General features: G+C 67.7%; 20 protein-coding genes and 3 pseudogenes. 13 read left to right on the top strand and 10 right to left on the bottom strand.

What is annotated here, in order from left to right; genetic code table 11:
- The first annotated feature begins 73 nt into the window (after positions 1-73).
- The 6 genes from VET27_RS21690 (at position 74) to VET27_RS21665 (ending at position 5676) form a co-directional block, all read left to right on the top strand.
- On the top strand, positions 74-1543 hold the full coding sequence (locus VET27_RS21690; protein ID WP_526521671.1) for an aldehyde dehydrogenase: 1470 nt from the start codon (positions 74-76) through the stop codon (positions 1541-1543).
- A gap of 100 nt (positions 1544-1643) precedes the next feature.
- Positions 1644-2405, top strand: a complete 762-nt coding sequence (locus VET27_RS21685; protein ID WP_526521670.1) for an SDR family oxidoreductase — start codon at positions 1644-1646, stop codon at positions 2403-2405.
- On the top strand, positions 2405-3274 hold the full coding sequence (locus VET27_RS21680; RefSeq protein ID WP_526521669.1) for an NAD(P)-dependent oxidoreductase: 870 nt from the start codon (positions 2405-2407) through the stop codon (positions 3272-3274). The genes VET27_RS21685 and VET27_RS21680 overlap by 1 nt, the downstream gene beginning before the upstream one ends.
- A 4-nt stretch (positions 3275-3278) precedes the next feature.
- Positions 3279-3722: a carboxymuconolactone decarboxylase family protein gene (locus VET27_RS21675; protein WP_526521668.1), complete on the top strand. Its 444-nt coding sequence runs from the start codon at positions 3279-3281 to the stop codon at positions 3720-3722.
- Positions 3712-4938, top strand: a complete 1227-nt coding sequence (locus VET27_RS21670) for a hypothetical protein (protein ID WP_526521667.1) — start codon at positions 3712-3714, stop codon at positions 4936-4938. Before VET27_RS21675 ends, VET27_RS21670 begins: the two co-directional genes overlap by 11 nt.
- Before the next feature lie 18 nt (positions 4939-4956).
- Entirely contained in the window at positions 4957-5676 is a 720-nt protein-coding gene (locus VET27_RS21665; RefSeq protein WP_526521666.1) for a DUF5642 family protein, read from the top strand.
- A gap of 6 nt (positions 5677-5682) precedes the next feature.
- On the opposite strand, the gene VET27_RS21660 is transcribed toward VET27_RS21665, so the two are convergent.
- The 3 genes and pseudogenes from VET27_RS21660 to VET27_RS21650 form a co-directional block, all read right to left on the bottom strand.
- On the bottom strand, positions 5683-6672 hold the full coding sequence (locus tag VET27_RS21660; RefSeq protein WP_526521665.1) for an EspA/EspE family type VII secretion system effector: 990 nt from the start codon (positions 6670-6672) through the stop codon (positions 5683-5685).
- Positions 6673-6682: 10 nt separating this feature from the next.
- Positions 6683-7300 carry a TetR/AcrR family transcriptional regulator gene (locus VET27_RS21655; RefSeq protein WP_526521664.1) on the bottom strand — a complete coding sequence of 206 codons (618 nt, stop codon included), beginning with the start codon at positions 7298-7300 and terminating at the stop codon, positions 6683-6685.
- 28 nt (positions 7301-7328) lie between these two features.
- A pseudogene (locus VET27_RS21650) lies at positions 7329-8545 on the bottom strand (cytochrome P450); the annotation flags it as partial.
- 82 nt (positions 8546-8627) lie between these two features.
- Between VET27_RS21650 and purD the strand changes: the two are divergent.
- Complete coding sequence (gene purD / locus VET27_RS21645; protein ID WP_526521663.1) at positions 8628-9929, top strand: phosphoribosylamine--glycine ligase; 1302 nt, start codon at positions 8628-8630, stop codon at positions 9927-9929.
- Position 9930: 1 nt separating this feature from the next.
- Here the strand turns inward: purD and VET27_RS21640 are convergent, their stop codons facing one another.
- Complete coding sequence (locus VET27_RS21640; protein WP_526521685.1) at positions 9931-10848, bottom strand: alpha/beta hydrolase; 918 nt, start codon at positions 10846-10848, stop codon at positions 9931-9933.
- Positions 10845-11279, bottom strand: coding sequence for a DoxX-related protein (locus VET27_RS21635; RefSeq protein WP_526521662.1), 435 nt, complete (start codon positions 11277-11279; stop codon positions 10845-10847). The genes VET27_RS21640 and VET27_RS21635 overlap by 4 nt, the downstream gene beginning before the upstream one ends.
- Positions 11280-11349: 70 nt before the next feature.
- Between VET27_RS21635 and VET27_RS21630 the strand changes: the two genes are divergently transcribed.
- The 3 genes and pseudogenes from VET27_RS21630 to VET27_RS21620 all read left to right on the top strand — a co-directional run.
- Positions 11350-11961 (top strand): TetR/AcrR family transcriptional regulator, encoded by a 612-nt coding sequence (locus tag VET27_RS21630; RefSeq protein ID WP_526521661.1) that lies wholly within the window; start codon positions 11350-11352, stop codon positions 11959-11961.
- 35 nt (positions 11962-11996) lie between these two features.
- Complete coding sequence (locus VET27_RS21625) at positions 11997-12977, top strand: SDR family NAD(P)-dependent oxidoreductase (RefSeq protein ID WP_526521660.1); 981 nt, start codon at positions 11997-11999, stop codon at positions 12975-12977.
- A 21-nt stretch (positions 12978-12998) separates the two neighbouring features.
- Positions 12999-13487: pseudogene (locus VET27_RS21620) on the top strand (amino acid permease); the annotation flags it as partial.
- Here the strand turns inward: VET27_RS21620 and VET27_RS21615 are convergent.
- Positions 13480-14466: a phytanoyl-CoA dioxygenase family protein gene (locus tag VET27_RS21615; protein ID WP_526521659.1), complete on the bottom strand. Its 987-nt coding sequence runs from the start codon at positions 14464-14466 to the stop codon at positions 13480-13482. The pseudogene VET27_RS21620 and the gene VET27_RS21615 sit on opposite strands and share 8 nt — an antisense overlap.
- Positions 14463-15281 (bottom strand): methyltransferase, encoded by an 819-nt coding sequence (locus VET27_RS21610; RefSeq protein ID WP_526521658.1) that lies wholly within the window; start codon positions 15279-15281, stop codon positions 14463-14465. The genes VET27_RS21615 and VET27_RS21610 overlap by 4 nt, the downstream gene beginning before the upstream one ends.
- Positions 15282-15384: 103 nt before the next feature.
- On the opposite strand from VET27_RS21610, the gene VET27_RS21605 reads away from it, so the two are divergent.
- Entirely contained in the window at positions 15385-16242 is an 858-nt protein-coding gene (locus VET27_RS21605) for a methyltransferase (RefSeq protein WP_526521657.1), read from the top strand.
- 14 nt (positions 16243-16256) lie between these two features.
- On the opposite strand, the gene relZ is transcribed toward VET27_RS21605, so the two are convergent.
- Complete coding sequence (gene relZ, locus VET27_RS21600; protein ID WP_526521656.1) at positions 16257-17972, bottom strand: bifunctional ribonuclease/(p)ppGpp synthase; 1716 nt, start codon at positions 17970-17972, stop codon at positions 16257-16259.
- A 40-nt stretch (positions 17973-18012) separates the two neighbouring features.
- Here relZ and purB point away from each other — a divergent pair, with 40 nt between their 5' ends.
- A complete protein-coding gene (gene purB, locus VET27_RS21595; RefSeq protein ID WP_526521655.1) occupies positions 18013-19431 on the top strand; it encodes an adenylosuccinate lyase in 1419 nt (472 codons plus the stop codon).
- Positions 19428-20463, top strand: a pseudogene (locus tag VET27_RS21590) (cytochrome P450). Before purB ends, VET27_RS21590 begins: the two are co-directional and overlap by 4 nt.
- 23 nt (positions 20464-20486) lie before the next feature.
- Here the strand turns inward: VET27_RS21590 and VET27_RS21585 are convergent.
- Positions 20487-21344 carry an endonuclease domain-containing protein gene (locus VET27_RS21585; RefSeq protein WP_526521654.1) on the bottom strand — a complete coding sequence of 286 codons (858 nt, stop codon included), beginning with the start codon at positions 21342-21344 and terminating at the stop codon, positions 20487-20489.
- A 110-nt stretch (positions 21345-21454) separates the two neighbouring features.
- Positions 21455-22069 (bottom strand): hypothetical protein, encoded by a 615-nt coding sequence (locus tag VET27_RS21580; protein ID WP_526521653.1) that lies wholly within the window; start codon positions 22067-22069, stop codon positions 21455-21457.
- Between the last annotated feature and the right edge of the window lie 13 nt (positions 22070-22082).

The raw sequence follows: 22082 nt of genomic DNA, 5'->3' as shown, positions 1-22082 counted from the left end.
CGTCCGTGCGTCGGAAGCTATGGTTCGTTTCAACACAGTCGGACAGTTGTCCAGGAGATGAACGGGAGTTCGGATGGCCCTACTGGGCAATCGTGAGAGTCGGCTGCTGATCGACGGCAAGCTCGTCGCGGGCAGCGGAGGCACGTTCCCGACGGTCAACCCGGCCACCGAAGAGGTGCTGGGTGTTGCGGCCGATGCCACGGCGGAAGACATGGATTCGGCGATCGCTGCCGCGCGACACGCCTTCGATGACACGGACTGGGCGACGAATGTCGAACTTCGGGTGCGCTGCATACGTCAGTTGCAGCGGGCGATGCGCGATCACGTCGAAGAGTTGCGGGAGCTGACGATTTCCGAGGTGGGTGCACCGCGGATGCTGACGTCTGCCGCCCAGCTCGAGGGGCCGATCGAAGATCTGAGCTTCTGCGCCGGCACCGCGGAGTCCTTTCAGTGGACCACCGATCTCGGCATCGCGTCGCCCATGGGCATGAAGTCCCACCGGACGATCGCCAGGGAGGCCATCGGCGTGGTGGGCGCCATCACGCCGTGGAACTTCCCGCACCAGATCAATCTCGCGAAGATCGGCCCGGCGCTGGCGGCGGGAAACACGTTGGTGCTCAAGCCCGCTCCGGATACGCCGTGGGCCGCAGCGGTACTTTGCGAGCTGATCGCCGAGCATACTGACTTCCCGGCGGGCGTGATCAACATCGTCACCTCCAGCGACCACGGTGTCGGCGCGCTGCTGTCCAGAGACCCGCGTGTCGACATGGTGTCGTTCACCGGGTCGACCAACACCGGCCGCGCAGTGATGTCCGATGGCGCGGCCACCCTCAAGAAGGTGTTCCTCGAACTCGGCGGAAAGTCGGCGTTCCTGGTGCTGGACGACGCGGATCTCGCTGCGGCGTGCGCGATGTCGGCGTTCACCGCGTCGATGCATGCTGGGCAGGGCTGCGCGATCACGACCCGCTTGGTGGTGCCCCGGGCCCGCTACGACGAGGCGGTGGAGGCAGCGGCGGGAACGATGGCCGGGCTGAAGCCGGGCGATCCGAACGACGAGGGGACCATCTGCGGCCCGGTCATCTCGGCGCGGCAACGTGACCGTATCCAGGGTTATCTCGACTCGGCGATCGCCGAGGGCGGCAGGTTCGCCTGCGGCGGTGGAAGTCCCGCCGATCGCGACACCGGGTTCTTCATCGAGCCGACGGTCATCGCAGGCCTCGACAACAGTGCCAAGGTGGCACGCGAAGAGATCTTCGGTCCGGTACTGACCGTCATCGCCCACGACGGTGACGACGACGCGGTGCGCATCGCGAACGACTCGCCATACGGCCTGTCGGGCACGGTATTCAGTGGTGACGATGACCGTGCTGCGGGAATCGCAGCCCGATTGCGCGTCGGCACCGTAAACGTGAACGGCGGTGTCTGGTACTCGGCGGACATGCCGTTCGGCGGTTACAAGCAGTCCGGCATCGGCCGGGAGATGGGGCTTGCGGGTTTCGAGGAGTATCTCGAAACCAAGGCCATTGCGACGCTGGCGAAGTAAGGAGTTTTCATCGCGACGAGCGGCCAGTTATTGCACGGAATTGCCCGCCAAGCGTGCAATAACTGGCCGCTCGGACCAGAGATTGATTGAGGAGTATCAAGTGGGGCTTTACGGAGATCAGTTCAAGCACAAGGTGGCCATCGTCACCGGTTCCGGCGGCGGCATCGGCCAGGCGTATGCGGAGGCGCTTGCACGCGAGGGTGCGGCGGTGGTGGTGGCCGACATCAACACCGAGGGCGCCCAGAAGGTGGCCGACGGCATCAAGGGTGAGGGCGGCACCGCCCTCGCGCTGAGGGTGGACGTGAGTGATCCCGAGTCGACCAAGGAAATGGCCGCTGCGACGTTGGCCGAGTTCGGTGGCATCGACTACCTGGTCAACAACGCCGCGATCTTCGGGGGAATGAAGCTGGACTTCTTGGTCAGCGTCGACTGGGAGTACTACAAGAAGTTCATGAGCGTGAACCTCGACGGTGCGCTGCTGTGCACGCGCGCGGTGTACCGGAAGATGGCCAAGCGCGGTGGCGGCGCGATCGTCAACCAGTCCTCGACCGCGGCATGGCTGTACTCCAACTTCTACGGCCTGGCGAAGGTCGGCATCAATGGTCTGACGCAACAGCTGGCGACCGAGCTCGGTGGGCAGAACATCCGGATCAATGCGATCGCGCCCGGGCCCATCGACACCGAGGCCAACCGGACCACGACGCCGCAGGAGATGGTCGCCGACATCGTGAAGCGGATTCCGTTGTCCCGCATGGGTGAACCTGAAGACCTGGTCGGCATGTGCCTGTTCCTGCTCTCGGATCAGGCCAAGTGGATCACCGGCCAGATCTTCAACGTCGACGGCGGACAGATCATCCGCTGATGAGTGCTCCGGAAGAGACCAAGCTGGGGTACATCGGGCTGGGCAACATGGGTGCGCCCATGGCCAAGCGACTCGTCGAATGGCCGGGCGGTGTGACCGTCTTCGACGTCCGGGCCGAGGCCATGACACCGCTCGCAGAAGTGGGTGCTTCGCTGGCCGACAGCGTCGCCGACGTGGCGGCCGCGGACATCATCTGCGTGACAGTCCTCAACGATGCGCAGGTGCGTGAGGTCGTCGGCGAGCTGGCGGCACACGCCAAACCCGGCACTGTGATCGCCATTCACTCCACGATCAGCCCCGAGACGGCGATCGAACTGGCGAATGAGCTGCGGCCAAACGGCATTCACGTCGTCGACGCACCGGTGTCCGGTGGCGGCGGCGCTGCTGACAAGGGTGAACTAGCCGTTATGGTCGGCGCCGATCGCGAGGTCTACGAGCGGATCAAGCCTGCGTTCAAGCAGTTCGCATCGATGGTGATCCACGCCGGCGAGCCGGGAGCGGGCACGCGAATGAAACTGGCCCGCAACATGTTGACGTTCACCGGCTATGCGGCGGCGTGCGAGGCCATGAAACTGGCCGAAGCCGCGGGCATCGATCTGGCCCAACTGGGCCGGGTGGTGCGCCACACCGATGCGCTGACCGGCGGACCGGGCGCAATCATGGTCCGCGAGAACATGGAGACGCTGGCCGCCGACCACTGGCTGTACGACGCGTTCACCCACACCCGTGGGTTGGGGGAGAAGGACCTGAGTTTGGCGTTGGCGCTCGGTGAGGCGACCGGCACCGAACTGCCATTGGCTGAACTGGCGCTGAAGAACCTGGCAGCGGGCCTCGGCGTCCCACACAGCGCGTCGACCCCGAAGGAGTAACACCATGGACGAACTGCGTCGCAAGGGCCTCGAGAAGATGAATGAGGTCTACTCGTGGGAGATGCCCAACATCGAAGGGGATGCCTACTTCGATCTGACGGTCGATCACCTGTTCGGCACGATATGGAGCCGCCCTGGTCTCTCGATGCGCGACAAGCGAATCATGACGCTCGCGGTGGTGACCGCAGTGGGGCAGCAAGACCTTGCGGAGATACAGGTCAACGCCGCCCTCGCCAATGGCGAGCTCACCGAGGACGAGCTGAAGGAAATGGCGATCTTCCTGACGCACTACGTCGGATTCCCCCGCGGCTCGGGCCTCAACGGCACGGTCGGACGTGTCGTGGGCAAGCGTAAGAAAGCCGCCAAAGCCGGTGCGGGCGAGGACAAGAAGGCCAACGTCAACGCTGCTGTCAAGATGAGTACCGGGAAGTTGCTCGATGATGAGTAGATACGCCGCGCTGTCGCGCGACGAGTTGGCGGTCCTGGTTCCCGAGCTCCTGTTGATCGGGCAGCTGATCGACCGTTCCGGAATGGCGCACTGCATCAGCGCTTGGGGTCGCGACGAGATGCTGCAGATCGCGATCGAGGAGTGGGCCGCATCGAGCCCGCTCTACACCAAGCGGATGCAGAAGGCGCTGAAGTACGAGGGCGTCGACGTCATCACCATCTTCAAGGGGCTGCAACTCGACATCGGGGCTCCGCCGCAGTTCATGGACTTCCGCTACACCCTGCACGACCGCTGGCACGGTGAGTTCCACCTCGACCACTGCGGTGCGCTGCTCGACGTCGAGCCGATGGGCGAGGACTACGTGCACGGCATGTGCCACGACATCGAGGACCCGACGTTCGACGCCACGGCGCTGGCCACCAACCGCAAGACCCAGGTCCGGCCGATCCACCGCCCACCGCGGACGCCGTCCGACCGCAACCCACACTGCGCATGGACGGTGATCATCGACGAGTCCTATCCCGACGTGCCCTTCATCCCGGCGATGGACATCGTCGGCGCCAGTCGTGCGCACTCGTGCGTACTCGACCCGATCGATCCGAACGACGAAGGGCTGGCCGACTATTCGGGCGCGCTGGTGTCCGACGTCGACTTCCGCGCGTTCTCACATTCCGCTCTGGTACGCATTGCCGACGAGGTCTGCCTGCAGATGCACCTGCTGGTGTTGTCGTTCACGCTGGCGGTCCGTGCCCGCGCGACGGACGATGTGGCGCTGGAGCGGTCGATTCGGACCAAACAGCTGATCGGCATCGCGGGGGTGGCCGCTGACCGCATCCATCAGGCGCTGTCTCTACCGGGCGGCGTCGAAGGCGCCTTGCGCGTCCTCCAGCTGCACCCGCTGCTCAACCCGGCGGCGTACGTATCGGTCGACGTCGACAAGGACTTCGTGCACGTGCGCACGTCGCCCGCCTACGAGGACGGTGCCTGGATCTCGCTGGTCTCGCCGGGGGCGGACAAGCCTCTGCAGGCCATCGTCCAAGCGGTCGACCCGCATCTGCGCGCCGAGGTGTCCGGCACCGAGTCGGACTGGACCGTACGCGTGATCGAAACCGATACGCCGGCAAAGGAACTCGGCGAGGTGGCCGTGTGCAAGTTCAGCGGCGGGGCGTCGTGGGTGTTCGAGGCGCGGAAATCGCTGCCACTGACCGTGGTGTAGAGCGCTTACGCTTGGGTCATGGTGGCGTTGCGGGGCGGGGCCGTTCTTCCGCTGGCGATGTGCGTCGGAATTGCGTTGGCCGGTTGTGCGGGTTCGACGACGAAGGGAGTGCCGACCGCTGCGCCGCACCCACCGTCGGCTGCCGCCGTACGCAAGGTGGACGTGCTACGACTCGCAGACATCAAGGATGAATTTCCCTCGGGCACTGTGGTGAATCCGCTGTATGGGCCCCGAAAGCTGGATGCGGGTCAAGCCGAAAGTGCGGGCGACCTCGTCTCCTACGGTGAGGCCCTGACGGTCAGCCCGGACCCGTGTGGAGCTCTGCTGAAGCCCGTCGTAGCGAGAGCTGGGACCGAGACGGTTTCCGTCACCAGCGCCACGGGCCCGCAAGACCCGTTCATCGCCGTCAGCGTCTACGACCCCGTTTCAGTGCCGGTCACGATCCCCGAGTCCGGCTGCGACCGGTTTACCTTCGTCGTTGAGACCGCAAGCCCGGATGGAAGGGCCGAGCAGCTGGCAGCGCCACAGTTCGACGACGCCGTCACCTGTGCACTGAAAGTCGTTTTTGCCGTCGACAGCAGTTCGGTCGAGGTGCCGTTGGTCGAGTACTTCTATTCGGCCATCCTCGACGGTCGTACGTTCGTCAACCTCTGGGCGCGGGTGCCCTCGGACTTCTCCGCGGAACCGGCGCTACCGGGCCTGCTGACGAAGGCCGTCAACGCCATTCGCGACAGGTAGCCACCGTCAGCGGGGCGGGCCGAGGTTCGGATCCGGTATCGCGATGCGCGAGCCCGGGTACAGCTCGATCATTCCCTCGGGAATCCTGTCTCCCTCGTTGAGGATGGCCGCGGTCGCCATGTCGACCGGGACCTCCGGCGGATGCTGCACAAACCCCGGCGCGTTCGGGTCGGGCACCCAGGCGCCCGAGCCGGGCACCAACTCCATGTAGCCGGAACGCCCGAATGACTTGGGATTCTTTGGGTCGAAAGGCGGCAGTACCTCGATGTCCCTGTAGTCGAGCGGCGCCTTCGGCGGACTCGGCTCGACGCCGGGAGGGTTGTTCGTGCGCAACCAGGTCCCCGGCCCGAGCTCGATGCCGTTGGGCGGCCCGTACGTGCTCTCGTCGCCCGGAACGAACGGCGGGCGGTACTCGATGTCATCGAGGTCCAGTGTGGTGTTCGGGGTCTTCGGCTTTCGCCAGTCGTCCGGGAGCTGCTTGCCGGCCTTGCCGCCCTCACCGTCACCATCGCCGAGGGCCTCGTACTCGCCGCTGAGACCGTCGATGCGCCCGGCGATTGCGGACAGGTCGGCGTGTGATCGGGTCAGGATGTCCTGGATGTCGCTGGATCCCTTGCTGATCACCGGGTACAGCATTCGCTCTCCGGCCGCGGTGTTCGGCATGCGCGCCGCGGCGTCGTCAACCCACTGCCGGACGTCTTCCAGGTCGCGGCGACCGGCCGTCACCACCGCAGCGGAGCGGTCGACCTCGCTTGCGAGTCGCTTGTCGAGGTTCGCGATGCCGCCGATGGTGCGCTCGTGCTTGCCGTTGGCCTCGGCGTAGGACTCAGACGCCGATCCGGTCCAGGCTGCATCCGGCCTGGCCGACTTGACGGCGTCCTGCAGTCCCTGCAACCGACTGCTCTGGTCGAACTGGGAGCCGTCGCTCGGGATGCCTTGGCCGAAGATGGCGTTGGCGTGGAACCAAATCGCCCGGAATCCGTCCAGTGCGCTCACCCTGCCCAGTTTAGGTGCCGCCGAGGTCCCCTCGAATCGGGAAAATCGCGCCGCCGACCCAACGCCTCAGATAGCCGCGCAGGCCCTGGCCCGTCCGCGGTGGCCGGCCCGGATCGATGACGAAGGACTGGATGATCCGCAACAGGTGCTCGGCGAGTTCGTCGAGTTCGCCGTCGGAGAATCCGAGACCTGCCCAGTCGACGTCGAACCGTCGCACCATCCTGTTCGCGAACTGCAGGGCGACGTCGGACGTCACCGAGACGGTGTGCTCGTCGGCCCGGCCCGGCGCCAGCAACAGGCCGAGGTGCTTGTCCTTGGGAAGCCACTCGAGTGCGGTCGCGATGGCCTCCGTGACGGCGTCCACCGGGTCGGTGAAGCCGCGCAGATGCTCGGCGACCCGCTCGAGGAAGTCATCCGCGGCGTGAACGGCGGCGGCGACCAGTAGGGCCTCGGTGCTCGGGTAGTAGCGGTAGACGGTCTGACGTGTGACCCCGAGGGTGCGGGCGACGTCGGCGATGCTGAACTCGGCGCCACGCTCGTCGATGGCCTTGCCCGCAGCGCTCAGAATCCGCGCGACGGCCTCGTCATTCGTCGCGGGCGTCGATCCCGCCCAGCCGTGGGTGCGCACGGGAGAAGATAGTAACCGGGACTCCGCGTCAGCCCCGGTAGGAGACTGCCAACTCCTTGCCGCCGTTGATCCGGCCAGAGCGAAGTCGTTGCGGCTCTGCGACTTTGGCGATGTCTGGGATCTGTTCGGCGAGCTCGTTGAAGATCAGCTTGATCTCCATGCGAGCGAGGTTGGCGCCGATGCAGTAGTGGGCACCGTTGCCGCCGAAACTCAAGTGAAGGTTTGGATTTCGCAGTACGTCGAGTTCGAAGGGCCGGTCGAAGACGGTCTCGTCGAAGTTGGCGGAGCCGTAGAAGAGGCCCGCCCGCTGACCTTCCTTGATGGTCACGTCGCCGAACGTCACGTCGGCCAGCGCAGTGCGCTGGAAGCAGTGCACCGGAGTGGCCCAGCGGACGATCTCGTCGACCGCCGTCGCCGGTCGTTCCTTCTTGAAGAGCTCCCACTGGTCGGGGTTGTCGAAGAACGCATTCATGCCGTGCGTCATGGCATTGCGGGTGGTCTCGTTGCCCGCGACCGCGAGCAGGATGACGAAGAAGGCGAATTCGACGTCGCCCATCGCCTCGCCGTCGACATCGGCCTCGATCAGCCGGGTGACGATGTCGTCGGCCGGGCAAGGCCTGCGTTCCTCGGCCATGCTGTACGCGTAACCCATTAGCTCCGCGTTGGCCATCGTCGGGTCGGAGTCGAAGTCCGGGTCGTCGGTGTTCATGATGCAGTTGGTCCAACCGAACAGCTTCTCGCCGTCGGCCTCCGGCACGCCGATGAGGTCGGCGATCGCGAGCAGCGACAGTCTGGTTGCGACGTCGTCGACGAAGTTGCCGCCGTCCTTCGCGGCTGCACTGGCCACGATCTCGCGCGCCGCCACGGCGAGCTTCGACTCGAGCGCCGCGACGGACCGCGGCGTGAACAGCCGCGAAACGATCTTGCGCAGCCGGGTGTGCTCGGGCGCGTCGTGGTTGATCAGCAGCGCCTTGGTCAGGTCCAGCTGCTCACTGGTGACACCGTCCGGCAACCGCATCACCGCGCCCTTGCGGTTGGTCGACCAGTCCTCGCCGTTGCGGGAGATGGCCTTGATGTCCTCGTGACGGCTGATGACCCAGTAGCCGCCGTCGTCGAAGATCGACTCCTGCTGCGCGTTCCACCACACCGGTGCGGTCTTGCGCACCTCCGCGAACTCGGTGACCGGGATGCCCCGGAGGAGGACGTCGGGGTCGGTGAAGTCGTACCCCGGGGCAGGAATGGACAGCCGCTCTACATGGTCGTCACGACTTGACCATACGCCAAAGCCTCGGGTGTATGCCCTTGGGAAGGTTTAGTGTTGTTGACCGTGCGCGTCCTCGTGATCGGATCCGGTGCCCGTGAACATGCGCTGCTGCTGGCGCTCCGCCGAGACCCCGAGGTCGACGCCCTCGCCGTGGCACCCGGCAACGCCGGAACGGCCGCGATCGCCGAGCACTACGACGTCGACATCACCGCAGGCGACGATGTGGTCAAACTCGCCAAACGCTTCGGCGCCGACCTCGTCGTCGTCGGCCCGGAGGTGCCCCTGGTCCTCGGGGTCGCCGATGCCGTGCGGGCGGCGGGGATCGCCTGCTTCGGGCCGTCCAGGGACGCGGCCCGGATCGAAGGCGCCAAGTCCTTCGCCAAGGACGTGATGGATGCGGCAGGCGTGCGCACCGCACGGAGCGAGATCGTCGACAACCCGGCACGTCTGGACGCCGCGCTGGGCCGCTTCGGCCCCCCGGCGGGCGACCCCGCGTGGGTGGTCAAGGACGACGGCCTGGCCGCAGGCAAGGGCGTGGTGGTCACGGCCGACCGCGATGCCGCCCGCGCCCACGCGGCCAGCCTGCTCGACTCCGGGCACCCGGTGCTGCTCGAGTCGTTCCTCGACGGCCCGGAGGTGTCTCTGTTCTGCGTCGTCGACGGCGAGACGGTGGTGCCACTGCTGCCCGTGCAGGACTTCAAGCGCGTCGGCGACGGGGACACCGGACCCAACACCGGAGGGATGGGCGCCTACACGCCCCTGGCCTGGCTGCCCGACGAGGTCGTCACGTCGATCGTCGACGATGTGGTGAAACCCGTTGCCGCCGAACTCGTCAAGCGCGGTTGCCCCTTTACCGGACTGCTCTACGCCGGGTTGGCGATCACGTCCCGCGGGCCTGCGGTGGTCGAATTCAACTGCCGCTTCGGCGATCCCGAGACCCAAGCCGTGCTGCCGCTGTTGGAGAGCCCGTTCGGGCAGCTGTTGCGGGCCGCCGCCACCGGAGATCTGGCCGCCCAGCCACCCCTGCGGTGGAGCGACGGTGCTGCGGTGACCGTCGTGCTGGCCGCCGAGAACTATCCGGGACGGCCCCGCGTCGGCGACGTCATCGTCGGATCGGAGACGCTGGGCGTGCTGCACGCAGGCACCACGCGTCGCGACGACGGCGCCGTCACGTCATCGGGAGGCCGGGTGCTCTCGGTCGTCGGCACCGGTGCCGACCTCACTGCCGCACGCGAGGCCGCCTATGCCGTCATTGCGGGAGTTCGCTTGCCGGGCAGTCACTTTCGCACCGACATCGGGCTTGCCGCCGCCGAGGGTCGCATCAACCTCGTCGACTGGGAGGAGCGCAGCGACTCGGGGCAGTAGCTTAGGCGACCAGAAGCGGTGCCATCCAGGCGATCTCGGCCGGGAGCTGGGAACTCCAGAACTGCCCGTCGTGCCCGCCGGGGGAGAATCCGCCCGAGGGCGGGCTGGGCAACTGCGCGACGAACTGCTTGGTGGCCGCATAGAACGGGTCGCCGTTGCCGCAGTCGATCCTGATCGGAATCGATGCCAGGTTGGGCAGCCCCCATACGTTGTTGGCGGCGTAGTCGTCCGCCCCGTCGAACGCGCCGGGCGCCGTCGCCCCCGAGGACGTCCAGAGCGCCGGGCTGACGGCACAGATCGCCGCCGTCCGCGTCGGGCCCAGCCTGGAGCCCAGGAGGAGTGCGCCGTAGCCGCCCATGGACCAGCCCAGGAAGCCGACTCGCGACGTGTCCAGGCCCTGCTCACCCAGCATCGGAATCAGCTCGTCGAGGACCATGGCGCCGGAGTCCTCACCCGAAGTCCGTGAGTGCCAATAGCTGCCGCCACCGTCGACGGCCACGACGGCGAAGGGCGGGATACCCGCCGCGACGGCCTGCGCGAGGCCCTGTTCGACGCCCCCCGCCATGACGCCTGCGGCGTCCTGGCCCTTGCCGTGCAGCGCGATCACCGGTCGCAGGGCGCCGGTCTGGCCCGGCGGCCGGGCGATCGCCCAGTTGGTCGTGACGCCGCCGCGTGCCGCCGAGACGAACGAACCGGTGACGTACGTCGGCGCTGCCGTCGGTGCCGGCTCCAGAGGCATCAGTGGTGACGGCGGAGACAGTGGCGCACCGATCCCCGTCATCGCGACGGGTGGCTGGGTCACGGACGGCTGGCTCGGCATCGAGCCGAGTGCGTACGCGCCCGCGGCACCCGCGGCGACGCCGACGCCGAGTCGCAGAACCGCACGACGGCTCAACTGGGCTGTCATGCCGGCCATCATGCCACTGGCCGCCTGAACGCTGACCAGGCGCCGGTGCACCACAGCGCCCAGACGACCAACAGCGGTTGGAAGAGCAGGCGGACGCCCCGGGACACGTCGGAGTCGAGTCCGAATGCGGGGCTGTGCGTGACGAATTGCGAGATGTTGCCGGGAAAGACCAGAACGAAGAACACCGCGACGACCCAGCCGATCTGAACCCGTCGTCGTCGTAGGAGCAGTACGGCGGCACCGAGGCCGATCTCCACCACACCCGAGGCGATGATGACGAAGGTGGCGTTCAGCGGCAGCCACGGCGGCACCTGAGCGTAGAAGGCGTTGCGGGCGAAGGTCAGATGACTGACTCCGGCGAAGATGAGTGCGGCGCCCAACAACAGCCGCGCGATGACGCGCGGGACGGATGAGTCGGCTGGGTTCGGCGCGGGTGTGTCCACGGGTTCCACCTTTCTGTAAGAGCCTTGCAGTTGGCCGAAAGCCCCATGCCATGGTGCCGTTGCTGGCAGCATGCAAGGCGTGACGGCAGCGGTCACCCCCAAGGGTGAAAGGCGACGGTACGCGCTGGTCAGCGCAGCCGCCGATCTGTTGTGCGAAGGCGGCTTCGATGCCGTCCGGCACCGCGCCGTCGCCCGTCGGGCCGGGCTGCCGCTGGCGTCGACGACGTACTACTTCTCGTCACTCGACGACCTCGTCGAGCGAGCCGTCGAACACGTCGGCACGCGCGAAGCCGAAACGTTGGACACCCGCGTCGCGGCGCTGTCGCGGCGCAAGCGCGGAGCCGAGTCGACGGCCGACGTCCTGGTCGATCTGTTGGTCGGTGACGGGCCGGGCACGCAGGTGTCCGAACAATTGATCTCCCGTTACGAGCGCTACATCGCCTGCGCGCGCCAGCCAGGGCTTCGCGACGTCCAGCGCCGCATCATGAAGCAGCGTACCCAGGCCGTCGTCGAAGTGGTGGAGCGTTCGGGACGATCGGTGCGCGCGGAGTTGATGACGGCGCTGGTGTGCGCGGTCGACGGCGCGGTCGTCTCGTCCCTCGTCGGAGTCGGGGACGGTCCACGTGCCACGGCCCGCGCGACGCTCGTCGACGTCATCGACGTACTCGCGCCCTTCGGCTAGCCCGGCCGAGCCCCGAAAAGGCTAGCTTGGGTGGAATGAAGATCACCGGTGTCATCGATGCTGCTCTCGACAGATCCGTTCTGCTCGGATACACGAAGATCGGGTCGGGCCTGCGCAAGCTCTGGTGGCCGGCCGACCCCGCCGCCGAGGCGTTGGCAGGCAAGCGCGTGGTCGTCACGGGAGCCACGGCAGGTCTCGGCGAGGCGATGGCGGAGGCCTTCGCCGAACTCGGCGCGACCGTGCACCTGCTCGGCCGCAACCCGGAGAAGGTCAAGCACTCGGCGGGGGTGATCCGCGGCCGGGTGCCCGGTTCGGTCGTCATCGACGAGGTGTGCGACGTCGGGGATCTCGACGCCGTGCGGGCGTGGACCGACGATCTGTCGGGACGCATCGACGCATTGCACGGGCTGGTACACAACGCGGGCGGGATGCCCAAGGAACGCGCCGAGACGCCGCAGGGGCACGAGCTGCAACTGGCCTGCCACGTGCTCGGTCCACAGTTGATGACCGATCGGCTGCTTCCGCTGCTGCGCAACGCGCGCGGCTCGTCGGTCGTCTTCGTCTCCTCGGGCGGCATGTACAGCGCGCCACTGGACGCCGACGACCTCGAATCGACCCGAGGTGAGTACGACGGGGTCCGCGTCTACGCCAGGACGAAGCGCATGCAGGTGGTGCTCGCCGACGCATGGGCGGAGCGCCTGTCCGGTACCGACGTCCGCGTCGAGAGCATGCACCCCGGGTGGGCGAAGACACCCGGCGTCGCCGAGGCCCTCCCGACGTTCCAGAAGCTCACCGGGCCGCTCCTGCGCGACGCAGGCGATGGCGGCGACACCGCCGTCTGGCTCGTCGCGACGCGGCCCACGTCACGGGCTCCCCACTTCTGGCACGACCGGGCGCAGCGGCCGACGACGTTCGGGTGGCAGCGGCCGGAGAACCCCTCAGTGGTCGCCCGTTTCCTCGACCAGGTCTCGTCGATGACCGACACGTCGCGCAGCTGGGTCGCTCTGGGTGCTTGAAATCCCCTGGTAACGGTTACGGCGAGCCGCCTGATCTACGGCATGGCCAAGCAGCACGTGCTGCCGCCGATGCTCGGCACGGTGCACCCGTCGCGTCGGACCACGTGGGTGGCCATCGTGTTCACCACCGCGATCGCCTTCGGGCTGATCCTGTACGTGACGGCGTTCGCAGGAGACAAGGCGATCTCGACACTCGGCGGTACCACGTCGCTGTTATTGCTCGCGGTATTCGCGGTCGTCAACATCGCGGTGCTGGTGCTGCGAAAGGACCTCCAGGCGGACGGGGCGCACTTCAAGACGCCGACGTGGCTGCCCTGGGTCGGATTCGTGGCGTCGGCGTACCTGGTGCTGCCGCTGTCCGGCCGACCCCTCCAGCAGTGCGTGCTGGCGATCGCCCTGGTCATCCTCGGCATCATGCTGTTCGGGCTCACGGTGGCGATCAACCGCGCCGTCGGGATCAAGACGACGCGGATGGTCGACGTCGACGAACTGGACTCCGGACCTAGGTAGACGGGCGGCCGCAAGGTGTCAGGAGCGGGTTGCGAGGGCTTGACACCACCTGACCGGGCTCGGCACCAGGGATGAACTTGCGCCAGTCGCCGCTCACCATGGTCGGGCTGGGCACCACTCGGGTGCCGTCGGCGAAGTAGGTCGTGGCGAGCACGACGCGCGCGGCGGTGGTGCGGTTCGCCCCCGCCGTGTGGAAGCAGTTGGCGGCATGGAAGCTGACTTCGCCTGCCGCGAACGGCCCGTCCTCGACCTGAACCGCCTGTGCGCGAAAGGCTTCGGATACTCCACGGTCATAGGACGTGCCGTGCTTGTCGAACTCGAGTCCTGCGACCAGCTTCCCGACGTCGGCGCCGCGGGCGAATGCAAGCGGACCCATGTCACGCGGGGTGGGCTGCAACGGGATCCACGCCGTCAGCACGTCGGGCGAATCGAGCGGGAAGTGGTGGGCGTCGTAATGCCAAGGGGTGCGCCCTGCGCCGGGTTCCTTCGACAGTGCGTTGTCGTGGTAGAGCCGCACCTGCCGTGTCCCTAGCAAGGCTGCGCTGATACCGCCGATGCGTGGCGACAACACTGCGCCTCGGACCAGATCGTCCTCCAGCCACATCATTTCGCGGCTCTGGAAACCGACCGCGGGATCGACGGCCTCGTCGAGCAACTTGCGCAACCGGGCCCGCAGCCGCTCCACCGCGCCGGGAGTCAGCACACCGGGCAGCTTGATGAACGAGTCCGCCACGAACTGCTCGATCTGAGCCGCGGTGATCGCGTACGGCTCGGCGAGCTCCGCCGCGACCTCGTCATCGGTGGGGAGCGGGCCAGGATCGTGCGGCGGCGGATCGACGAGCGGGCCGTCGGGGAGGGGGCCGTCTGCGAGGGACATGTACCAGTCCCACCACTGGTCGTTGCCCCGGTCCCACTCGACGGCGACGTCGGAAGAGACGCCCGCCGCGGTCGAATCGGACAGGTGCGGGTTGCGGATCATGACTGATGCCAGGTGATCACGTGCGCCTCGTGTCGGAACTCGTAGGCGCCGTCTTGGCCACGGCAGCTGGCGAGGTACTCGCCGAGCACCTTGCTGGTCTCCATCTGCTCCAGCGACACCGCGTCGTCGAACGCGCAGCGTTGCAGGAAGCCCTCGACGACGGCCCGGTCGGACGTCCCCGTCCGGTAGTGCAGCACCTGGACCTCGATCGGTGCCCCGGCCGCGCGCAGGGCATCGGCGACACATTCGGCGTCGGTGTATGGCGTGGCGTCGGGCGCGAACGACGCGCGGTAGGCATCGTAGAAGGTCAGGTAGTGCGAGCACGACGACGCCTGCGCGACGACCCCGAAGCCGCCGGGGCGAAGGGCCGCAACCATTTTGGCCGCGCCCACGGCGAGTTCGCCGGGTGGTAGTGCGTAGAGCGCATGGGTGGCCCAGGCGACGTCGTAACCGGTGCCGGAGAAGTTCTGCAGGACGACCTCGTGCTCCCCGGTCGCGACGAACGGCGGCGCGAGAGCCTTGCGCGCCTCGGCGATGCTGAACGCGGAGGGGTCGAGCAGGTCCACTTCGACGACGGGCTGCGCGGAGAGTCCCGCAGCGAGCAGCGCCGCCGGAAACTTCCCGCTCCCACACGCCACGTCGAGCAGCCGTACCCGACCGTCGACGGCGTGCCTGCCGAGGTCGGCGTCCCAGTCGCGGGCGGTGGCGAGTTGCCGATAGTCCTCAGTGGCGAGCGCGTAGAAGGCCTGCATCTCCGACCGTCCGGCCTCGCTCCAGTGGTCGAGGCTTCGCTGGGCGGTGTCGGGTCGGGCCATTCCTCAAGCCAACCACGGATCCCGGTCGCCGTTTCTTACGCGTCGATGTCGATGCCGATGGTCACGTTTTGCTGAAGAGCGTTTTGGGGCACACTGGCCCGAGATGACACTGATGGGGCCGCCCGTGCCCTTGGATGGCTTACGGGCGCAGGTACTGGATCGGCCGGCGCTACCGGCGCTGTCGAGTGAGCGGTATGCGCTTACCCATGCCCTCTACGAGGCCGCGAGCGACCAACGCCCCCTACTGCAGAGGTGGCTGGCCACCGAGCTGCCGCCGCTGCTCGCCGGTCGCGACGCGGTACGGGTTGTGGGGGTCGGCGTCGGAGATGGAAGCGTCGACGCTCCGCTGGCCGCCGCGCTCGGCGCGGACGGGCGCCGGGTCCATTACACGGGAGTCGAACCGCACGCACCGTCCGCGGCGGGGTTCGCCGAGCGGTTGAACTCACTCGGCATGCGAGCACTGATTCCGACAGTCGTGATCGGGGACTTCGCTGATCACGACGTCGGCCATCCGGCCGATCTGGTGCACTTCGTGCACTCGCTGTACTACGTCGCCGACCTGTCAGCGGCGCTCGACCACGGACTGAGCATCGTTCGACCGGGCGGGCTGCTGTTGGCCGCCACCGCGCCCTTGGAGCCGCTGTGCGTGCTGACCGAGCTGCTCTGTCCATGGGCCGGGCGGAAGCCGTGGTTCGCCGAGGACGTCCACGCGGAGCTCGAGCTGCGCGGGCTCTCCCTACGCACCGAGACCCTCGTCGGACACCTCGACGTCCGTGACGCGTTGAGTGACCCGCTCGGCCGCGGAGAGGCCGTCCTGGACTTCCTGGTCGGGGCCCGCTCGCGCGCGCTGGACCCCCGCGCGCGCGAGCGCCTACTCGACTACCTCCGCGACATCTCTCTTCCCGGTCGACCCGGCGTGCTGCCACACCCGGTGGACGTCACGATCACCCGCGTGCCCTGACGCTCCTGGTCGAATTAGTCTGCGGCGGCGAGCTTCTCCAGCCTTGTCTGGAGTTGGGCGACGCGGTGTGCGTTGCCCGTCAGGCCCACGAAGCGGTCGCCGAACCGCGCGAGTAGCGCATCGTCGAGGCGGCGGACGGCGCCTGCCGGATAGCGGTAGTCCATCTTCTCGTTGACCGCATCGGTGTCGAACGCGCTGAGCAACTCGTCGAGTTCGTCGAGCGAGTCGACGCCGAGTTCGAGCAGCAGCCCCGAGATCCACGCGTAGTGCTCGGTTCGCGACCAGCCCGCGTCGGGGAAGCGGTTGCCCAGATACGTGGCGAGGACGGGGGTGCCGATGCGGGGGTCGCTGGACTGTTCGGACCGTTGCGCGGGCGGCGAACTCTTCAACCGCTCCCGGATCGCCGAGAACTCCCGATCGGCCAGTTCCAGCAGCCCCGCCGCGAGCGTGAACCGTCGGTCCAGATCGGGCGCGTCCTCCTCGGGAATGGACCCCTTGTAGCGGATGTCGTGTTCGAACTCCGCCCAAGCGTGCTGCAGGACCGTCCGCACCTGGATGGATGCAGGCTGTTGTTCACCTTCGACCGCGACCAGCAGATGCCTGCTCGCGTAACCCCACCTGCCCTCGCGTGCCGTCTCCTGGCCCATGTCGCGGTCATCGAGGAGTTGCATCTCCTCGGCCAGTATCTCGGCGACCGTGGTGACGTCGTCGCGCAGGAACGTGATGACCCGCAGCCCGACCTGATCGGTGATCTCCGAGAGGGGATCGGTGAAGAGGCGTCGGCCGTCGACGCTGCGATCCGCCTTCGCCGCGAACGAGGCCACGCTCTTCGTCCGCGCCGTGACGTTGAGGTAGTTGATGCCCGCCTCGTCGAGCAGCGTCGTGACCAGTTCGAGGTAGCGGTCGGTGGCTTCGAGCAGTCCCGGCCGACGCGCGGCGAACGCGGCGATGCCGTCCCGCACCGCGCCGGGCGTCGGCTGCGGCGGTGCCGGGAACAGGTCGGGGGGCAGGGTGGGCGTGATGGTGGCGCCCGTCTCGGCGTCCCCGTAGATCGTCACGTCGTCGGGCCTGCGGGTGGCGAACAGCGCGACGTAGGCGCAGACGACGGCGTCGACCGGATCCTCGGCACGGCGCAACTCGCTCTTGCGCCCGGCGGTCTCCACCGACTGCCGAAGCTCGGTCCAGCCGTCGTGGTCGGTGACCCGCAACGGCGGCGTCGCCTGGTCCAACGTCTCGACGAGGTCCATCAGCCTGAGCAGCTCGGAGCGCAACTGGGCGAAGCTACGGCCCGGTTTGGACTTGTACTTCAACGTTCGGCCCAGCCGGAACAGGGCCACGGTCGCCGGGTGCGGGTAGACCTCGATGGCCCGTCGCGGCGACTGCGAATCCGGGTCGATGTCGAGGTCCAGCACGGCCGCGATCCGGGCGGCGCGCGGTGTGCCCGCGAACTCGGGCTTGCCGGTGTTGGTGGGATGCGCGCCCGCCTCGAACTTCGCGAAGTCGCGGTTGAGCGCCGCCTCGCTGGGGCGCTGGCCGGTGGGGTTGTTCACCACCAGGGGAGCGTCGAAGGCCACCAGGCAGTCGCCTTGGACGTACGGCGCGATCGCCGCCTTGATGCTGGCGTCGTCCTGCGCGACGCCGAGGTGCAACAGCTTGCCCGCGTCGTCGAGCACGGCGACACCCGTGGGTTTGCGCTCACCCCAGGCGAGATCCAGGCCGACGAAGTGCACGGGTCTACTGTGCCCTACCGTCTAAGTAGGCTGTGTGTTCGTGAGCATTCCGAATGTCCTGGCCAATCGGTACGCCAGCGCGGAGATGGTGGCGATCTGGTCGCCAGAAGCCAAGATCGTCGCCGAGCGGCGACTGTGGATCGCCGTTCTCCGCGCGCAGTCCGAGTTGGACGTCACGGTGCCCGACGGCGTGATCGCCGACTACGAGCGGGTTGTGGAGCAGGTCGATCTCGCCTCGATCAACGACCGCGAGCGGGTGACGCGCCACGACGTCAAGGCGCGCATCGAGGAGTTCAACGCCCTCGCCGGACACGAGCACGTGCACAAGGGCATGACGAGCCGGGATCTCACCGAGAACGTCGAGCAGCTGCAGATCCGGCGCTCGCTGGAACTGGTGCACGCGCACGGCGTCGCAGTCGTCGCGAGGCTGGCCGAACGCGCCGACCTCTATCGCGATCTGGTGATGGCGGGCCGCAGTCACAACGTGGCCGCGCAGGCGACGACCCTAGGCAAGCGGTTCGCCTCGGCGGCCGAGGAGATGCTCGTCGCGCTGACGCGGCTGTCGGAGCTGATCGACCGCTACCCGCTGCGGGGCATCAAGGGACCCATGGGCACCGCGCAGGACATGCTCGACCTGTTCGACGGAGACACCTCGCGTCTCGCGGACCTCGAGCGCCAGGTGGCCGAATTCCTCGGCTTCGCAGATGTTTTCACCAGCGTCGGGCAGGTCTACCCGCGGTCGCTGGACCATGACGTGGTGTCGGCGCTGGTGCAGCTCGGGGCCGGGCCATCGTCGCTGGCACACACCATCCGGCTGATGGCGGGCAACGAGCTCGTCACCGAGGGGTTCGCGCCAGGGCAGGTCGGCTCTTCGGCCATGCCGCACAAGATGAACAGCCGCTCGTGTGAGCGTGTGAACGGCCTGCAGGTGGTGCTGCGCGGCTACGCGTCGATGGCTGCCGAACTCGCAGGCGCGCAATGGAATGAGGGCGACGTGTTCTGTTCGGTGGTGCGTCGCGTCGCGCTACCCGACGCGTTCTTCGCGCTCGACGGGCAGATCGAGACGTTCCTCACCGTCCTCGACGAATTCGGTGCCTACCCCGCCGTGATCCAGCGCGAACTCGACCGCTACCTGCCGTTCTTGGCCACCACCCGTATCCTGATCGCCGCGATGCGGGCGGGCGTCGGCCGCGAGACGGCGCACGAGGTCATCAAGGAGCACGCCGTCGCGGTGGCGCTGGCGATGCGGGAGAAGGGTTTGGAGCCAGACCTTCTGGACCGGCTGGCCGCCGATCCGCGGCTGCCGCTGGACCGCGCGGCGTTGGACGCGGCGCTGGCGGACAAGGCGGCCTTCACCGGGGCGGCAGGTGCGCAGATCGACGCAGTCGTCGCGGCCGTCGATGAGTTGGTGAGCCGGTATCCCGACGCCGCCAAGTACACGTCGGACGCGATCCTGTGACTCCGGCCGGTGCGCTGGCGACGGTCGACTTCACCGACCTGGACAACTTCGCGGCCGGCTTTCCGCACGAACTGTTCGCGGTGCACCGTCGCGAGGCGCCGGTCTACTGGCATGAGCCCACCGAACACACTCCCGACGGTGAAGGCTTCTGGTCCGTTGCCACGTATGCGGAAAGTCTTGCCGTGCTTCGAGATTCGATGTGCTTCTCGTCGGTGACCGGTGGCGATCGGCCATTCGGGGGCACGCTGCTGCAAGACCGGTCGATCGCCGGCCAGGTGCTCAACATGATGGACGACCCGCGGCACTCGCAGATCCGGCGTCTGGTCAGCTCCGGCCTCACGCCGCGGATGTCCGTGGAGGAGGCGGGCTCGCGGATGTACGCCTACGGCCAGGAGCTGATCACGTCCAAACGCGCAGCGCCGACCGACGACATGCTGTCGGTCGTCGCGAACGCCATGGTCGACTCCGAGCCGACGATGTCGAACCTGGAGTTGTACCTCTTCTTCAGCCTGTTGTTCAGTGCGGGCGCGGAGACGACGCGGAACTCGGTTGCAGGCGGGCTGCTGGCGCTGATCGATCACCCGGACCAAATGCAGTTGCTTCGTGCGGACCTGGAGCTGTTGCCGACCGCGGTCGAGGAGATGGTGCGCTGGACGTCGCCGTCCGTCGAAGCGGCGCACCGCGACGCGCGACGTCATGCTCGGCGGGTGTCCGGTAGAGGCCGGGCAGAAGGTGCAGACTTGGGAGGGCTCGGCGAACCGCGACGAAACGGCCTTCGCCAACGCGGGGACCTTCGACGTGACGCGAAAGCCCAATCCGCACTTGGGCTTCGGGCACGGGGTGCACTACTGCCTTGGTGCGAACCTGGCGCGTCTCGAGCTGCGGGTGCTGTTCGAGGAGCTGCTCGGGCGGTTCTCGTCGGCCGCGCTGGTCAAGCCCGTCGAGTGGACGCGGAGCAATCGGCACACCGGCATCCGGCACATGGTGGTAGCACTGCGCCCGCCGCCGGCGACCCCCCCGATTTGGGCGTGATCGGTCGCGTTGACAGCGACTGATCACGCCGAGATCGCACGTCGGATCTCGGCAATCACCCGCTCTGGATACTCGGTGAGGTCCAACCAGGTAAACCGCAACACCTGCCAGCCGAGCAGCATGAGGTGGTTTTGCCGCACACGGTCCTTCTGGAAAGCCTCCGGATCACTGTGGAATGCGAAGCCGTCGGCCTCGAGTGCGACCTTGCAGGCACGAAAGCCGACGTCAACGCAATAGCCTCCGACCGGAAGGTTCGCGACCCAGCCGGTGATGCCTGCGTCCTTCAACAGCTGGATCAGCAACCGCTCGGCCGCCGAGCGCGCGCCGTCGTCCGCCGCCTTGAGCAGGCGGCGTGCGCGGGGTGCGCCGTGACGACCCTTGTTTCGTAAATGCGCTCGCCACAATGCGCTTAGCTCGATGTTGCGTTGCAACGCCGAGTCCATGATTGCGGCGCCACCATCCCGCCTGGCGGCCGCCTCCACGACGGTCAGCGGCAGGGCCGTCACCCGCAATCCCCGTTCGACGACGATGTCCGCCGGGGTCAGATCGCGGCGTCGCACCCGCGACCCGTCGCGGGTCCGGCCATTGCTGTCCCGCGGCACGGTTACCTCGACGATCGTGGGGGCGAATCGCGTGAGTCGCTGCCACCACGCTGCGGCAAGTCCACTCGCGGTTGCGGAGTCGCCGTAGCTCCACACGGCAGCTCGAATACGTGCAAGGTCGGTGAACGGCCTGTCGTCTGCGAAGTAGACGCCCGGTGCGCAACGGAGCCAGGCACCCGCTCGTACCCGCCGATTGACGGCATGCTTGCTCAGCCCGATGGTTCGGGCCTGCGACAGCGTGACGACCCCGTCGTGTCTTCGAAGTAGTTCGTTCAGCACCTCTTGGTGGACGCTGCTGGCGGCTCAGCGGTTCCGTTTCGGGTGATCTCGGCGTGTCTGGTCGCGCTCATCGCAACCGATCACGCCGAAATCGCCGGGGGGGGGCGGGGTTATTTGCGGCGGATGCCCGAGGAACGGAGCTCGAGGTTGGCCAGGCCGCGGATCGCGATCGCGTCGTCGCGGCGCCAGGCACCGACGGGGTCGATGCTGACCGACGCGAGTTTGGCCAGCGGCCGGTTGGCCAGTGCGCGCAGCGCCAACAGCTGCTCGCCCGCGGGGGTGGCGGCCAGCGTGATCGCCGTCCACTTGCGACGGAAGAACCGGACGCGCAGCACCAGCCACGGCAGGGCGACGAACAGGATCGGCGGGGCCGCGACCGCCAAGCCCAGCACGACCGCAAGCCAGCTCGCGGTCGAATCAAGGCTGGCGCCGGCGCCGGCGATGTCGAGCGCTGCCCGGCTCGCGGCTCGCAACGGCTTGCTCAGTGCATCGCCGACCAGCGGGAAGTCATCGGTGCTGTTGCCGGCGGAGTTCAGATTGTTCGCGACGCCGGTGGCGCCGTCGTTCACCTGCCTGCCCACCTCGGCGATGGTGTTCACCGCGGAGTGCACGGCCAGGCCGACGAACACCCACACGGTGGTCCACAAGACGACGACGATGTCACTGATCAGCTGCGCGAGCAGCCGGCCGGGCGTGGTGGCGTACGGCACGTAGCGAGAGCTCATGGGTGTGATCCCA

It is taken from the genome of Mycobacterium sp. (assembly GCF_035633495.1).
Classification (GTDB): domain Bacteria; phylum Actinomycetota; class Actinomycetes; order Mycobacteriales; family Mycobacteriaceae; genus Mycobacterium.
This window is presented reverse-complemented; position numbering and strand designations above follow the sequence as displayed.